The 13,523-nt window shown below is 70.0% G+C and carries 11 protein-coding genes; 8 read left to right on the plus strand and 3 right to left on the minus strand.

What is annotated here, in order from left to right:
* Positions 1 to 18: 18 nt before the first annotated feature.
* Together CNO20_RS17140 and dnaJ are read left to right on the plus strand one after the other, a co-directional pair.
* Positions 19 to 1,197 (plus strand): sugar-transfer associated ATP-grasp domain-containing protein, encoded by a 1,179-nt coding sequence (locus CNO20_RS17140; protein ID WP_101297338.1) that lies wholly within the window; start codon positions 19 to 21, stop codon positions 1,195 to 1,197.
* Between the two features lie 56 nt (positions 1,198 to 1,253).
* The gene (gene dnaJ, locus CNO20_RS17145) at positions 1,254 to 2,387 is read left to right on the plus strand and encodes a molecular chaperone DnaJ (protein WP_101297339.1); all 1,134 of its coding nucleotides are present in this window, start codon (positions 1,254 to 1,256) and stop codon (positions 2,385 to 2,387) included.
* Positions 2,388 to 2,399: 12 nt separating this feature from the next.
* Here the strand turns inward: dnaJ and CNO20_RS17150 are convergent, their stop codons facing one another.
* Positions 2,400 to 2,963: a metal-dependent hydrolase gene (locus tag CNO20_RS17150; RefSeq protein WP_101297340.1), complete on the minus strand. Its 564-nt coding sequence runs from the start codon at positions 2,961 to 2,963 to the stop codon at positions 2,400 to 2,402.
* 231 nt (positions 2,964 to 3,194) lie between these two features.
* On the opposite strand from CNO20_RS17150, the gene CNO20_RS17155 reads away from it, so the two are divergent.
* Entirely contained in the window at positions 3,195 to 3,911 is a 717-nt protein-coding gene (locus CNO20_RS17155) for an acyl-CoA synthetase family protein (RefSeq protein ID WP_101297341.1), read from the plus strand.
* Between the two features lie 30 nt (positions 3,912 to 3,941).
* On the opposite strand, the gene CNO20_RS17160 is transcribed toward CNO20_RS17155, so the two are convergent.
* Together CNO20_RS17160 and CNO20_RS17165 are read right to left on the minus strand one after the other, a co-directional pair.
* Positions 3,942 to 5,933, minus strand: coding sequence for an AMP-binding protein (locus CNO20_RS17160; RefSeq protein ID WP_101297342.1), 1,992 nt, complete (start codon positions 5,931 to 5,933; stop codon positions 3,942 to 3,944).
* Between the two features lie 98 nt (positions 5,934 to 6,031).
* Positions 6,032 to 7,156, minus strand: coding sequence for a phosphotransferase family protein (locus CNO20_RS17165; protein ID WP_101297343.1), 1,125 nt, complete (start codon positions 7,154 to 7,156; stop codon positions 6,032 to 6,034).
* 214 nt (positions 7,157 to 7,370) lie between these two features.
* Between CNO20_RS17165 and CNO20_RS17170 the strand changes: the two genes are divergently transcribed.
* The 5 genes from CNO20_RS17170 (at position 7,371) to CNO20_RS17190 (ending at position 13,523) form a co-directional block, all read left to right on the plus strand.
* Positions 7,371 to 8,588 (plus strand): acyl-CoA dehydrogenase family protein, encoded by a 1,218-nt coding sequence (locus CNO20_RS17170; RefSeq protein ID WP_101297344.1) that lies wholly within the window; start codon positions 7,371 to 7,373, stop codon positions 8,586 to 8,588.
* A gap of 193 nt (positions 8,589 to 8,781) precedes the next feature.
* Complete coding sequence (locus tag CNO20_RS17175; protein WP_101297345.1) at positions 8,782 to 10,038, plus strand: MFS transporter; 1,257 nt, start codon at positions 8,782 to 8,784, stop codon at positions 10,036 to 10,038.
* A 195-nt stretch (positions 10,039 to 10,233) separates the two neighbouring features.
* The gene (locus CNO20_RS17180; RefSeq protein ID WP_101297346.1) at positions 10,234 to 11,007 is read left to right on the plus strand and encodes an SDR family NAD(P)-dependent oxidoreductase; all 774 of its coding nucleotides are present in this window, start codon (positions 10,234 to 10,236) and stop codon (positions 11,005 to 11,007) included.
* A 265-nt stretch (positions 11,008 to 11,272) separates the two neighbouring features.
* Positions 11,273 to 11,956, plus strand: a complete 684-nt coding sequence (locus tag CNO20_RS17185; protein WP_101297347.1) for a haloacid dehalogenase type II — start codon at positions 11,273 to 11,275, stop codon at positions 11,954 to 11,956.
* A gap of 121 nt (positions 11,957 to 12,077) precedes the next feature.
* On the plus strand, positions 12,078 to 13,523 hold the full coding sequence (locus CNO20_RS17190) for a short-chain fatty acid transporter (protein ID WP_101297348.1): 1,446 nt from the start codon (positions 12,078 to 12,080) through the stop codon (positions 13,521 to 13,523).

The following is a 13,523-nucleotide window of genomic DNA, read 5'->3' on the forward strand; positions in this document are numbered from 1 at the left end:
TTTCACGTACACCGGAGCGTGAATATCCGGGACGTCTACCTGTCGGCGCGGAAGCTGTACGAGCTCGTCGAGGAGGAGGCGACCTCGCTTTCGACGTACGACCGCCCGCTTCGGCGTCGGCTCTGGCTGTGGCGGCGGGGCTTTCTCAGCAAGTCGGACTTCCTGTACGACCTCGACGAGTCGAGCTACCGCCGGTACCTGACGGACTTCGAGCGGTTCGTCCGGACGAAGCAGATCAACGGCCAGTGGGCCATCGCGCTGGACAACAAGCTGTTCTTCCACCACATGCTCCAACCGTTCGACGAACACCGACCGGCCGTCTTCGGGATGATCCGCGACGGTCGCTTCCTCCCCGTCGACCGGCTCGAACCCGCGGCGACGGACGGCGGCGTTCCGACCGGGGCGACCACCGACGCGCCGGAAGGGATCGACGAGCCGGTCGGATCCGACGCGCCCGAACGGAACGACGGTCGCGTCTCGGAGGCCGGCCCTCGCGTCTCGGCGCTCCTCGAAGCCGAGGGGGAGCTCGTCCTCAAGTGGATCAAAGGCGGCGGGGGGAACAACGTCCTCCTGTGTTCGTGGGACGACGGCGCGTGCGTCGTCAACGGCGATCGGATGGGCCGCGGGGCGTTCGAATCGCTCGTGGGAGAGCGGAACGAGTACCTCGTCTGCGAGTTCGTCGAACAGGGCGCGTTCGGCGCGCGGCTGTTCCCGAAGACGCCCAACACGATCCGGATCGTCACGATGTACGACGACGAGCGCGAGGAGGCGTTCGCCCCCATCGCGATCCACCGCATCGGCTCCGAGCGCTCCCTGCCGATGGACAACTTCACGCAGGGCGGGCTCAACGCCGAGATCGACGTGGAGACCGGCGAACTGGGCAAGGCCGTCCAGCTCCCGCGGGAGACGGAGCTCGTCCGGCACGCGACGCACCCCGACACGGGGGCGGAGATCGAGGGGACGACCGTTCCGTCGTGGGACGCCGTCCGGGACCGGGTGCTGGAGATTGCGGCGTCGTACCCGCACGTCCCCTACGTCGGGTGGGACGTCGTGCCGACCGACGGCGACGGCGGGTTCCGGATCATCGAGGCGAACAGCTACCCCGGGACGAACTCCCTCCAGGTGCACCGCCCGCTCCTCGCCGACGAGCGCGCGAAGCGCTTTTACGACCGTCACGGCGCGCTCCGGCGGGACTGAGGGATCGGAAAGCCGCGCTTTTCAAGTAGCTCGCCCGAGTACACGTTCGACAACCGATGAGCGAGGACTTCTACGACGTGCTCGGGGTGTCGAAGGACGCGACCGAGGACGAGATCAAAAAGGCCTACCGGAAGAAGGCGGCCCAATATCACCCGGACGTCAGCGACGACCCTGACGCCGAGGAGAAGTTCAAGAAGGTCAAGAAGGCGAAGGAGGTCCTCAGCGACGAAGAAAAGCGCGCGGCCTACGACCGGCTCGGCCACGAGCGCTTCGAGCAGGCCGAAAAGCGCGGCGGCGCGGGCTCGGCCGGACAGGATCCGTTCGGCGGCGCCGGGGGCGGCGTAGGCGGCTTCGAGGACCTGTTCAACCAGTTCTTCGGCGGCGCGCGCGGCGACGGACGCGATCGGCCGCGCCAGGGCCCCGATCTGCGCACGAGCGTCGCGCTCGACCTCGAAGAGGCCTACGAGGGCGTCGAAAAGCGGATCACGATCGCCCGCCCTGAGCGGTGCCCCGACTGCGACGGCAGCGGCCACCCGCCGGACGCGGAGGTTCGGACGTGTCCCGAGTGCAACGGCCGGGGGCAGACGACCCGCGTCCAGCAGACCCCGTTCGGTCGGATGCAACAGACGCAGACGTGCCGCCGCTGCGGCGGCGAGGGGCAGCTGTACGACGCGACCTGTTCGACCTGCGGCGGCGACGGCCGGGTCCGCAACGAGGCGACCCTGTCAGTCGAGATCCCCGCGGGCATCCGCGACGGGCAGACGCTCCGGATGGAGCGCGAGGGCGCGCCGGGCGAGAACGGCGGCCCCAACGGCGACCTGCTGATCGAGGTCGCGGTGCGCGATCACGAGCAGTTCGAGCGCGACGGCGACGACCTCCACTTCCGGCAGCCCATCTCCTTCCCGCAGGCCGTCTTCGGCGCCACGGTCGAGATCCCGACGCTCGGCGGGAGCGTCGAGATGGAGATCCCGGACGGGACCCAGAGCGGCGAGACGTTCCGCCTCCGGGGCAAGGGGATGCCCCGCCTGCGCGGCCGGGGGAGCGGCGACCTCTACGTCCGAGTGCAGGTCGTCACGCCGGAGAACCTGAACCGGGAGCAGCGCGAGGCGCTCGAGGCGTTCGCCGAGGCGGGCGGCGAGGAGGTCGAGGTGAAGGAGGGCTTCTTCGAGAAGATAAAGCGGAGCTTCTGAGGGCCCGGCGGCTCACGGCTCCGCGTCGCCCTCGCGGAGCACCGACGCGCCGCCCCCCGACGGCTTCGTCACGCCCGGAAGCGCGGTGAGCCACCCGTTCCGCGCGAGTTCGCGCCCGAGCCCGAACGCGCCGACGCCGACGACGAACAGCGCCACGTTGACGTGCGGATCCCGCGAGTAGACGAGCGCGAGCGTGACGGTCGCGTCGGACAGCGGGTACAGGGGCCGAAGCCCCATCGGCGTGACCACGTCCCCGGCGAGGTGCGATCCGATCCCGAGAACGCCGACCACGGCGCCGAACCGCGCAGACTCCCCCGCGGATCGCGGGCCGCGGCGGCCGAGCGCCAATCCGACGACGGCGCCGAGGGCGCCGAGGGCGATCGCCATCCAGAGCGTGTGCGTCACCCCTCGGTGCATCAGCTGGGCGACGTACAGGTCGGCGTCGGGGGCGGCGGCGCAGAAGAGCACCCCCGCGGTCCCCGCGCGGCGCGCCCGAACGCGGCCTCTGTGGGTGAGGTACGCCGCGGCTGGGGCGTAACAGAGGAGCGCGAGTCCGATGTGGCCCGGCGCGTACACACCCTATGGATTCCGTTCTCCTATAAAAATTCCCGGCAACGGGTCAGTGATCCGACCCGATAACTTCGTCGTTACCGACGGTTCGGGTGGCGGTAGGATCCGCTTACGGCCGGTGCTCGCTGTTCTCCCGCGATTCGTCACCGTTCGCGCACAACCCGTTTTGTCACTGCCAGCCCGCCGTTCGCCGGCGATGTCGGCGCACTTTTCGCCCGCGGATCGAAACGGTGAGGCATGGAGACGCTCTGCGATCTCGTCGCGCGCGACCGGCGGAGCGAGCGCCCGGCGCTCCGGATCGCCGGTTCGACCCCGTACAGCTACCGCGACTTCTGTACGACCGCGTGGAAGGCGAGCCACGCCCTGCGGTACCTCGGCGTCGGCCGCGGTCGGCGGGTCGAACTCGACGACGACCCGTCCCCGGCACCGATTCTGACGTTCCTCGGCGCGGTCCTGCTCGGCGCGGAGGCGGGTTTCGTCCCCGGCGAGGGGGACGCCCGGGCCGTCGTCGTCCCGCGCTCCCGCGAGGGCGAGTTCGACCTCCCGCCGGGGCGAAAACTCGTCGTCTACGGCGGGCGGCCGTCGTCGCCGAACGCGACGCACTGGGAGCGCGACGTCTGGAGCGAGAACCCGACGTTTCCCCCCGTCGGCGTCGAGCCGGGAGATCCCGCGCTCGTCACGGGCGGCAGCGCGTACACCCACGCGGACCTCCTGTCGGCCGCTCGGAGCGTCGCGGATCGCTTCGACCTCGACGCCGACGGCGAGGTCGCGGTTCGCTCGCCCCTGCGCCGTCCGGGAACCGTCGCGGCCGGGCTCGTCGCGCCGCTCCTGGCGGGGGGGACGATCGTCTCTCCCGGCGCTGACTCGGAGGAAGCGACGGTCTGCGATCTTGGCGTCGGCTCCGACTGTCCGGACGACGCCGAGATCGCGCCGGACGAGGTCGGCCTCGCCTGACCGGCTCGATCACTTCGTCGTCTGGATCTACTACTTCGCCGCCTGGATCTTTTCGAGCGCGTCCGGGTTCTCGATGCTGCTCATGTCGCCGAGCTCCTCCCCGGCGTAGATCGAGGCGATGGCCCGGCGGATGATCTTCCCGCTCTGCGTTTTGGGAAACTCGTCGACGAACAGCACCTCGCGCGGGCGGAACGGCTTGCCGAGCTCCTCGCCGACGAGCTCACGCAGCTCCTCGCGGAGCGCGTCGCTCACGGCGTGGCCCTCCTCCAGCACGACGTAGGCGACGACCGCCGTCCCGGTGGTGTCGTCGGGGACGCCGACCGCGGCGGCCTGGTTGACCGCGTCGTGTTCGATGAGCGCGCCCTCGACCTCGGCGGGACCGACCTTCCGTCCGGCGACGTTCAGGGCGTCGTCGGCCCGGCCGTGGAGGAACCAGAAGCCGTCCTCGTCCTTCTGCGCCCAGTCGCCGTGGTCCCACAGCGGCGGCTCCTCGAAGGTCGACCAGTACTCCTCCAGGTAGCGCTCGTCGCCGTCCCAGAGGCTCTTGGTCATCGAGGGGCAGGAGTCGCGCGCGACGAGGAACCCGCGTTCGTGGACGTCCGCGATCGACTCGCCGGCCGAGTTCACGATGTCGACCGCCATCCCGAGGCCGGGGCCGCCGAGGGTACAGGGCTTGAGCGGCTGGGTCGGCATCGGCATGAGGAAGCAGCCGCAGATCTCGGTGCCGCCGGAGATGTTGATGATCGGCGCCTCGCCCCCGCCGACGTTCTCGTAGAACCACATCCACGACTCGGGGTCCCACGGCTCGCCGGTCGACCCGAGCAGCCGGAGGCTGGAGAGGTTGTGCCCGTCGAGCCACTCGTCGCCGTGCTTGCGGAGCGCCCGGATCGCGGTCGGGGAGATGCCGAACACGGTGAGCCCGTGGCGGTCGATCATCTCCCAGAAACGGTCCGGGTCGGGGTAGTCCGGCGCGCCCTCGTACATGAAGATCGTCCCGCCGAAGGTGTGGTTGCCGATGAGCGTCCACGGCCCCATCATCCAGCCGATGTCCGACACCCAGAAGAAGCGGTCCCACGGCTTGTGGTCGAATCCGAAGTAGATCTCCTTGGCGCACTGCATCTGGACGCCCGCGTGAGTGTGGACGATCCCCTTCGGCTTGCCCGTCGTCCCCGACGAGTACAGGAGCATCGACTCCTGCTCCGAGGGGAGCGCCTTCGTCTCGTACCCGTCGTCCGCGCGCTCGACGGTCTCGTGCCACCACTCGTCCCGTCCGTCCTCCCAGGGGACGTCGACGCCGCTCTCGGGATCGCTCGCCCCGAGGCGGTCGAAGACGATCGCGTGCTCGACGTGGCCGGCCGCCTCGATGGCCTCGTCGGCGGTGTCCTTCAGGACGATCTCGCCGCCCCGGCGGTAGAACCCGTCCCCCGTGAACAGCACGGAGCACTCCGCGTCCTCGATTCGGGTGGCGACGGCGTCCACGCCGAACCCCGAGAAGATCGGCACGGCGATCGCGCCGACCTTGAAACAGCCGTAGAGGATCGAGATGACCTCGGGGACCATGGGCATGTAGAGGCCGACGGTGTCGCCGGTGCCGACGCCGCGCTCTTCGAGCGCGTTCGCCACCTTGTTCGCCTGGCGGTGGAGCTCGTGGAAGGTGATCTCCCGCACCTCGCCGGGTTCGCCCTCCCAGATGCACGCCACCTTGTTGCGCGTCTCGCTTTCGGGGGCGGCGTGCCGGTCGACGACGTTGTGCGCGACGTTGATCCGGCCGCCGGGGTACCAGCGGGTGAACTGCGGGCCGTCCGCGTCGTCGCGCACCTCGTCGTAGCCCTCGTAGAACTCGACGCCGAGGTAGTCGGGCAGTTCGTCCCAGAACCAGTCTACCTCGCCGCAGGTCCGCTCTATCAGCCCGTCGTAGTCGTCGATCCCGTACTCCTGCATGAACGCGTACACGTTGGTGGACTCGACGAACTCCCGGCTCGGTTCGTGGACCACCTCGTCCGTGTCGGGTACTGTTTCCATGGGACGGTCTCGGTGGCACTACAGCGCAGGGCGACGTAATTTTTACCCAATCGATCACCAACGTCGGGGGCGAAACCGGCGGCCGGCGGTCGGTCCGCTCACAGTTCCTCGTCGCCGTCGACGATCCGAACCGCCCGGTCCGCCAGCGCCGGGACGCCCGCGCCCATCTTCGGGTACAGCGGGTCGCTGCTGTTGCCCTCCAGGTGCCGCCTGAGGAACATCTCGCCGAGCGCCGCCAGCTTGTAGACGGCGAGCGCCCGGTAGAAGCGGTCGTTCTCGAACGCGATTCCCGTCCGCTCCTCGTACCGCTCTGCGAGTTCGCGCCGCGTCGGGTACCCCTCGCGCGCCATGAACGTCGGCATGAGCTCGGGAACCGCCGGTTCCGGGTCGCCCTCGTCGCGCCAGAACGCGAGCAGCCAGCCGAGATCCGAGAGCGGGTCGCCGAGCGTCGACAGCTCCCAGTCGAAGACGGCGACGATTTCGGGCTCGGCGGCCCCGCGCGCGCCGCCCGCGCCCCCGTTCCCCGACGCGTATCGACCCGCGGGCGCGAACATCACGTTGTCGAGCTTGTAGTCGCCGTGGACGAGCGTCTCGGGGTGCGACTCGGGGACGTTGTCCGCGAGCCACTCGCCGACCGCCTCCAGCGCGGGCACTTCGCGCTCCTCCCGCGTCCGCTCGAAGGCCCACGCGAGCTGTTTCCGCCAGCGTTCGACCTGTCGCTCGGTGTAGCCCGCCGGCCGGCCGAAGTCGCCCAGGCCGACGGCCTCGTAGTCCACGCCGTGGATCGTCGCCAGCGCGTCGACGAGCTCCTCGCCGATCCGCCGTCGAGCGCCGGGAGCGGCGAACCGCTCCGGCTCCGACTCGCGGAGCACGTCGCCCTCGACCCGCTCCATGACGTAGAAGTCGCAGCCGAGCACGCCGTGATCCTCGCAGGCGAGCACCGTCGGGGGAACCGGGACCTCGGTTCCCTGTAGCGCGTCCACGACGCGGTACTCGCGGAGCACGTCGTGCGCCGTCTCCGCGACCTCGCCCGGCGGCGGGCGGCGGATCACGAGGTCGCGGTCGCCCCACGTCGCGAACAGCGTCTCGTTCGAGTGCCCCGCGTCGTGTCGCTCGACCGCGAACGGCTCCGCCTCGCCGAGCTCGCCCGCGAGGTACGATCGCAGGGCGTCCTCGTCCACGAGGCGTTCGAAGTACCCGTCGGGCCGATCCGCGTCGCTCACGATTCGGTCGACCCCCGTCGCGTCGCTCGGACCATGGCTGTGCGGTACGGCATCGCCCTACAATTATGTACCGTCGACCGCGCCGCCGGCCGGTACTTCTGGACGCCGCCGCGCGGTCGTCCTCCCCCGCGCCTCTTCGGTTCCGGCGGCGGCGCTTCGGCGCGAGATTTCCCCCGCACGAGACTTTTTGACGCGACGCCCGCATCTGTGACCTATGAGGTACGATGACTCGGATCGCGCGCGCGAGGTCGCCGCCCGGACGCGCGAGTTCGTCGACGAGGTGGTGATCCCCGTCGAGCGCGATCACCTCGGCCGCGAACCGGCGTCGGACGGGACGATCGCCGACCTCCGGGAGCGAGCGCGGGAGTACGGCGTGTACGGTCCGCAGATTCCCGAGGCGTACGGCGGCATGGGGATGAGCTACCGGGACGTACTCCCGGTTTTCGAGGAGGCGGGCCGGAGTCTCCTCGCCCCGGCGGCCCTTCGCGTCGACGCCCCCGACGAGGGGAACATGCACACGCTCGCACTCGTCGGGACGGACGAGCAGAAGGAAGCGTGGCTCCGCCCCCTCGCGGCGGGCGAGATCAGCTCCGGCTTCTGCATGACCGAACCGATCCAGGGCGGCGGATCGGACCCGAAGATGCTCCGCACGCGCGCCGAACGGGACGGCGACGAATGGGTCGTCACCGGGCACAAGTGGTGGACGACGAACGGCGCGGAGGCGGACGTGTTCCTCGTGATGGTGCGGACGGACCCGGACGCACACCCGTACGAGGGCTGCTCGATCGTTCTCGTCCCGGCGGACGCTCCGGGCGTCGAGGTGAAGCGAGCGATCCCGCACACCGGCGGCGACGTGACCGGCCAGAGCCACGCAGAGATCCTGTTCGACGGCGCCAGGGTGCCCACCGAGAATCTCCTGGGCGAGGAGAACGCCGGGTTCGAGATCGCCCAGCGGCGACTCGGACCGGCCCGGCTGACCCACTGCATGCGCTACTCCGGCATGGCGGAACGGGCGCTCGACATCGCGAAGGCGTACGCGTCCGAACGCGAGGCGTTCGGTTCGTCGCTCGCGGAGAAGCAGGCGCTCCGGTTCGGGCTGGCGGAGGCGGAGACGCGGCTCCACGCCGTCCGCTGTATGGTCCGACACGCCGCCCGGCGGATCGAGGCCGGCGACGAAGCGCGCGTCGAGGTGTCGATGAGCAAGCTGTACGCCTCGAACGTGGTGCAGGAGACCGTCGACGCGGCGATGCAGGTGTGCGGGGCGAACGCCGTCGGGAAGGACCTCCCGCTGGCGGACTTCTACGAGAACGTCCGGCAGTTCCGCTTCGTCGACGGCGCCGACGAGGTACACAAGCGCGTCATCGCCCGCGACGCCTTCTCGGACGTCGATCCCGGGGAGTTGGCGAACATCACGCGGTACGACGAGCCCTGAGCGGACTCGACCCCGGATGCGCTCGGTCGGTCGGGTTCGGGAGCGGCGATATCCGGACCTTCGCCCGGCAGCCACGATCGATCGCTGCGACCGATCCCGATCGTCGTCGCCCGATCGCCGCACGACCCGTCACCGCGTGAAATCCGAACCCCGTCGGCCGAACCGTTATATCTCCGACGTGAGATCCGAGGGTATGCGACCGCGCCTCGGGTACCCCGGTTATTACGGCTGGGTCGTCGTCGTCGCGTGTTTCCTGGGCTCGCTCGTCGTCTTCGGCATCTCGTACTCCTTCGGGGTGTTCTTCGACCGGATGCTCGCCGAGTTCGGTCGATCGCGCGGCGAGACCTCGCTCGTCTTCGCTATCCAGACGTTCGTCGTGTACGTCGGCGCGGCCGCCGTCGGCTGGTTAGTCGACAGGTACGGGACCCGACGCCTCCTGTTGGCCGGGGCGGTGCTGATCGCCCTGGGCCTCGGGGGCGCCGCCGTGAGCGACACGCTCTGGGGCGTGATCGTCTCGTACGGCGTCGTCGCGGCGCTCGGGTTGAGCGTTGTCTACGTCGTCTCCTACGCGACGGTACCGAAGTGGTTCGAGCGGCGTCGGGGGTTCGCTGGCGGCGTCGCGTCCTCCGGGCTCGGAATCGGCATGCTCGTCGTCGCTCCGACCGCCTCGATGCTCATCTCCGCCTACGGGTGGCGCTTGACGTACCTGCTCGTGCTCGTCCTGTCGACCGCGCTCCTGACGATCGCGGCGGTCCTCGTCGCCGACAGTCCGCGCCGACTCGGCGTGGACGCGTCCGAGGAGTTTCCCGAGGGGTACGACGACGGGTCGGAGCGGCGCCGACTGACGCCGCGCGAGCAGCTTCGAGAGACGCTCGCGGTTGCCCGTTCGGGGTCGTTCCTGCTCGTGTTCTTCGGGTGGGTCTGCATCTACGCCACGCTGTACGTCGTGTTCGCCCACCTGGTCCTCTTCACCGCCGACGCCGGGATCGGACGGTGGGTCGGCGTCTGGGCGCTCGGCGTCGTCGGGGGCGTCACGAGCCTCGCGCGCCTCGCCATCGGCCACCTCTCCGACCGCCTCGGCCGGGCGCGCGTTTTCGTCGCGTGCTCCACGGCGATGGGGCTCGCGACCGTCGCCCTCGCGTTCGCGACGACGCCGCTCGCCGTCTTCGCCTTCGCCGTCGTTTTCGGCGCGGCGTACGGCGGGAACGGCGCGCTCCTCTCGCCGCTCACGGCGGACCTGTTCGGCACCGCCAACATCAACGTCCTGTTCGGTCTCGTCTCGACCGCGTTCGCCGTCTCCGGCCTCCTCGCTCCGTTCGCAGCCGGCGTCGCCTACGATGCGCTGGCCACGTACGTCCCGGCGTTCGTCGCCGCCGGATCGCTCGCCGTCTTCGGCGCGGGGCTGGTCGCGTGGGCCGGCCGGCGCGAGCGCGCGCTCGGCGGCGCGTAGTCGCACCGCTCGCGGATCCGTTCCCTCCGGACGTTCCGAGGAGGACGTGCGCCGTGCCAACATACATGTGTTGTCTTTCCGTAGCCTCTCCTCGTGCGAATCCAGGATTCACCAATCGCTCGCGGCGTGCGTCCGCTCGGGGCGGGCTTTCCGACAGGCTCTGCCCGACGGACTCGACGGCGGGGGGCGGTCTGAGTGTCCGTCCTCGACTCGTTCGACCTCTCCGGTCGGGTTGCGGTCGTCACCGGCGGGACGCGCGGCATCGGTCGGGCCATCGCGGTGGGGTTGGCGGAGGCGGGCGCGGACGTGGTCCCGACGTCGCGCACCCGCGGGGACGTGGCGGCCGCCGCGGAGGCCGTGCGCGAGCGCGGCGGGGAATCGATCGTCGTCCCGACGGACGTGACCGACGACCGCGACGTGACGGACCTGTTCGAGCGGACGGCGGCCGAACTCGGCGGCGTCGACGTGGTCGTCAACAACGCCGGCGTCAATCCGGCCGCGGCGCTGGGCCGACCCGAACGGGTGGAGATGGCGGGGTTCGACCGGACGCTCGACGTGAATCTCCGCGCCGCGTTCCGCTGTTCGCGGGCCGCCGCCGAGTTCCTGCGCGAGAGCGACGGCGGGTCGGTGATCAACGTCGCCAGCGTCGGCGGCGTCGTCGGCCTCCCGCGCCAGCACCCCTACGTGGCGTCGAAGCACGGGCTCGTCGGGCTGACGAAGAGCATGGCGCTGGACTGGGCACCCGAGATCCGGGTCAACGCCATCGCGCCGGGCTACGTCGCGACTGAGCTGACCGAGGAGGTTCGGGGGAACGAGGATCTCCGGCGGTCCATCGTCGATCGAACGCCGCTGGAGCGCTTCGCGGATCCGGAGGAACTCGCCGCTCCGGCGGTGTTCCTCGCGGGCGACGCTGGATCCTTCGTCACCGGCGCCTGTCTGACCGTCGACGGCGGATGGACGGCGCGGTGACGGCGAGCCCGACGTTCTCGGAGAGCCGGCGCGGCGCGCGGGAACGCGTATTGAGGGTAGCTAACAGACGACACGGTCGGCGCGCGAAGTGGCGTGTCGCACTCCCGCGGAGCACTTCGCGGTAACGCGTCAGGTCACGGGCGATCTGGTCCCGCCTTCGTACATGAATCTCCGCTTCGGGGCGATCTCGGGTTCCCGGCGTCGAGCCGCGTTCGGGAGAGCGTAACTAACACACTTTTGGGGTGCCGGGGAAAATCGGCATCGTGTGACACTCGACACCTCCCGCGTCGAGACGGTGACGTTCGACTCCTACAGCACGATCGTGGACGTGGATGCGGTCGAGAGCGTCCTCGCCGATCACGTCTCGGACCCCGAACCCGTCTCGGCGCTGTGGCGGACCCGGTCGCTGGAGTACGCGATGGTGAGCAACTTCGTCGACGCGTACCAGCCGTTCTACGAGATGAACCGCGACGCGATGGAGTACGCGCTGGCGGTACACGGCGTCGACCTGAGCGCCGACGAGAAGGACGAGATACTCTCGGCGTACCACGACCTCGATGTGTTCGACGACGTCCGGGACGGGATGGCGCGCCTCGTCGAGGCGGGGTTCGAACTCTACGTCGTCTCGAACGGGAACCCCGAGATGCTCGACTCGATGGTCCGCGGCGCGGAGGTGGGCGATCTCCTGACGGACACGATCAGCGCCGACGAGGTGGAGACGTACAAGCCCGCCGCCGAACTCTACCGGCACGCGGCGGCCCGAACCGGCACCCCGATCGATCGCATCGCGCACGTGAGCGCCGGGTGGTTCGACGTCCACGGCGCGATGCACGCCGGGATGCAGGGCGTCTGGGTCGATCGAAAAGGGACCCCGTGGGAGCCCTTCGGAGATGCGCCGGACCTGACCGTCGAGACGTTCCACGACCTGGCCGACGAACTCGGCGCGTAGGTCCGCCGCCGGCGCGACCCGCGGCGTCCGGGGTGGCGCGGTCGGCCGATCCGAGGACGAACGGCCGTACTAGACGCGAACTAAAGTTTATGCGCCCTCGCGGTATCTGCCGAACCGGATTATGGCAACCGATTCCAGCGGAACGATCATACAGCGGTTCGGCCGGCGGGTGTCCGGCGTCGTCGAGGAAGTGATGCCGAGCCCGTTCCTGTTCGCGATCCTCCTGACGTACGTCGTCTTCGTCGCCGGCGTCGCGGTGGAGGGGACCGGGCCCGGCGCGATGGTCGGGTACTGGGCCGACGGGTTCTGGGCGCTCCTGGAGTTCGCGATGCAGATGGTGCTCATCCTCGTGACGGGGTACGCGCTCGCGTACCACCCGTGGGTCAGACGGGCGATCGCGCGGCTGACGGCCGCGCCGCGGAACGGGGCGCAGGCGGTCGTGCTCGTCGGCGTCATCGCGATGGTCGTCTCGTGGATCCAGTGGGGGCTCGGCCTGATCGTCGGGGCCGTCCTGGCGCGGGAGATGGGACGGCAGGCGCACGAGCGTGGGATGGCCGTCCACTACCCGCTCCTCTGCGTCGCGGGCTACATGGGGCTCGGCCTGACGTGGCACTGGGGGCTCGCCGGCTCCGCGCCGCTGCTCATGAACACGCCGAACAACGTCTTCATCGAGCAGGGCGTCGTCGACGGGCTGATCTCGACCTCGCGGACGATCTTCTCCACGTACTCGCTCGCGCTGACGGCGCTCGGAATCGCCTACAGCGCCGTCGCCCTGTACCTGCTCTCGCCGCCCGCCGAACACAGCGAGGGGATCGAGGAGTTCGTCCCGGCGTCGCAACTCGGCGGCGCGGGAGACGGCGGAACGTCGGCGAACGGCGGAACGCGGGCGGACGGCGGCGTCGAGACGACGTCCGTCGGGGACAGCCGCGACTTCGACACCTTCGGCGAGCGCATCGACAACAGTCGGCTCGTCGGCTTCGTCATCGCGGCCACGGGCGTCGGGATCGCCCTCTACGCCTTCGCGGAACAGGGGCTCGGCGCGCTGAACCTCGACAGCGTCAACTTCCTGTTCCTCTTTCTCGGCCTGCTCCTGTTTCTCCGGCCGACCGCGTACCGCGAGCAGTTCTACGACGCCGTCTCCTCGACCGGCGGAATCATCCTCCAGTTCCCCTTTTACGCCGGCATCATGGGGATGATGAACTCGTCCGGACTGTCGCAGACGCTCGCGGAGACCATCGTCTCCGTGTCGACGCCGCAGACGTTCCCCGCGGTCGCCTGGATCACCGCGGGCATCGTCAACTTCTTCGTCCCCTCCGGCGGCGGCGAGTGGACCGTCATCGGCGGCACGATCCTGAGCGCGGCGGCGGACCTGGGCGTGCCGCCCGGCAAGGCGGTCGTCGCCTACGCGGTCGGCGACGCCCACACCAACCTCTTCCAGCCGTTCTGGGCGCTCCCGCTGCTCGGCATCACCGGGGTCCGCGCCCGGGACATGTTCGGCTACGCGGCGACGATGCTCCTGCTCCTGATTCCGTTCCTCGCGCTGGCGCTGACGTTCATCCCGTACTGA

It is taken from the genome of Halegenticoccus soli (assembly GCF_002844195.1).
GTDB lineage: Archaea > Halobacteriota > Halobacteria > Halobacteriales > Haloferacaceae > Halegenticoccus > Halegenticoccus soli.